Here is a 1,589-nt window from a genome sequence, read left to right on the forward strand (position 1 = left end):
CCTGTTTTAAAACGATAAAAAAAGCTTACTTATCAGTAAGCCTTTTCCAAAGTGTCGACTTGCTGATGGTCAACACATGACTCTTGCTTGAGTCGTAATATGGTGCGCCCGAGAGGATTCGAACCTCTGACCACCTGGTTCGTAGCCAGGTACTCTATCCAGCTGAGCTACGGGCGCTCATAAATCGTTGTGTCGTTTTAAATGGTGCGCCCGAGAGGATTCGAACCTCTGACCACCTGGTTCGTAGCCAGGTACTCTATCCAGCTGAGCTACGGGCGCAAATGGCGGAGAAGGGGGGATTCGAACCCCCGATGCGGGTATAAACCGCATACTCCCTTAGCAGGGGAGCGCCTTCAGCCTCTCGGCCACCTCTCCGTTTGCGGGGCTGATAATACTTCACAGGGATTTTTAGTCAAACACTTTTTTGGAGAAAAAAGTGCGTTCGCTCAGCATTTGGTCAAAGCGTGGAATATTCAAACAATATCGGCACTTATCCCGCAGTTTCGCGCCCTGCAGGGCGATTTCAGGGGACCGGAAAAACAAAAGGCGACACATGAGGTGTCGCCTTGTCACAGCCATGAAAGTGGCTTAGAAGCCCGGTTGGCCCGGAACTTTCTCGGCCTGGATGCGCTGGTAGATCTCTTCGCGGTGTACGGAGACCTCTTTCGGCGCGTTAACACCGATACGGACCTGGTTGCCTTTAACGCCCAGTACGGTGACAGTCACTTCATCACCAATCATCAGGGTTTCCCCAACACGACGAGTCAAAATAAGCATTCGCTTGCTCCTGTATCCTGTTTTGTTTTTATATCGATATGCGACATTATCTAACAAAGATACCGATATGGTAAATGGTTGAAACTAAATCAATCAGAGATTGTTAGCCCAAGGGCTGCTCTTGCGGTGCCTGATCCAACCCGAAAGCCGCGTGCAGGGCTCGCACCGCCAGCTCCAGATACTTCTCGTCAATCACCACAGAGATTTTGATTTCAGAGGTCGAGATCAACTGCATGTTGATCCCCTCCTCGCCCAATACCTTGAACATGGTGCGCGCAACACCGGGATGGTTCCACATGCCGACACCGACAATGGAAACCTTGGCAATTTCGCCATTTCCCTGCACGCAGGAGGCGCCAAGTTCGGTGGCGGTCTCCTCCAGCAGTGCCCGGGCGCGGCGATAGTCGTCACGATTCACCGTGAAGGTGAAGTCGGCGGTGCCATCTCCCAGGGTGTTCTGCACAATCATGTCGACATCAATGTTGGCGTCGCTGATCGGATTCAGGATCTGCGCGGCAACGGTTGGTCTGTCCGGCACGCCCAGAATGGTCAGGCTGGCCTCGTTGCGGTTAAAAGCGATCCCGGATACCAGGGGAGCTTCCATCCTATCACCTCCATATGTGATTAAGGTTCCCTCTCCATCGATAAAGCTCGACAGCACCCGCAGCGGGACGCGGTACTTGCCCGCAAACTCCACCGAGCGGATCTGCAGCACCTTGGCGCCGAGACTGGCCATCTCCAGCATCTCCTCGAAGGTGATGGTGTCGAGACGACGCGCCTTGGGCTCGATGCGCGGATCCGTGGTGTATACC

The 1,589-nt window shown here is 53.7% G+C and carries 2 protein-coding genes and 3 tRNA genes; all 5 read right to left on the minus strand.

Annotated elements, in window-relative coordinates:
* Positions 1-100: 100 nt before the first annotated feature.
* A tRNA-Arg gene (locus tag AACS18_RS20510) sits at positions 101-177 on the minus strand.
* Positions 178-202: 25 nt separating this feature from the next.
* A tRNA-Arg gene (locus AACS18_RS20515) sits at positions 203-279 on the minus strand.
* Positions 280-282: 3 nt separating this feature from the next.
* Positions 283-375 (minus strand) — tRNA-Ser (locus AACS18_RS20520).
* Between the two features lie 213 nt (positions 376-588).
* The gene (csrA, locus tag AACS18_RS20525; protein ID WP_005336053.1) at positions 589-777 is read right to left on the minus strand and encodes a carbon storage regulator CsrA; all 189 of its coding nucleotides are present in this window, start codon (positions 775-777) and stop codon (positions 589-591) included.
* A gap of 103 nt (positions 778-880) precedes the next feature.
* A partial coding sequence (locus AACS18_RS23680) for an aspartate kinase (protein ID WP_258228781.1) occupies positions 881-1,589 on the minus strand: 709 nt, incomplete at its 5' end.

This window comes from Aeromonas sp. HMWF015 (assembly GCF_963878965.1).
Classification (GTDB): domain Bacteria; phylum Pseudomonadota; class Gammaproteobacteria; order Enterobacterales; family Aeromonadaceae; genus Aeromonas; species Aeromonas veronii.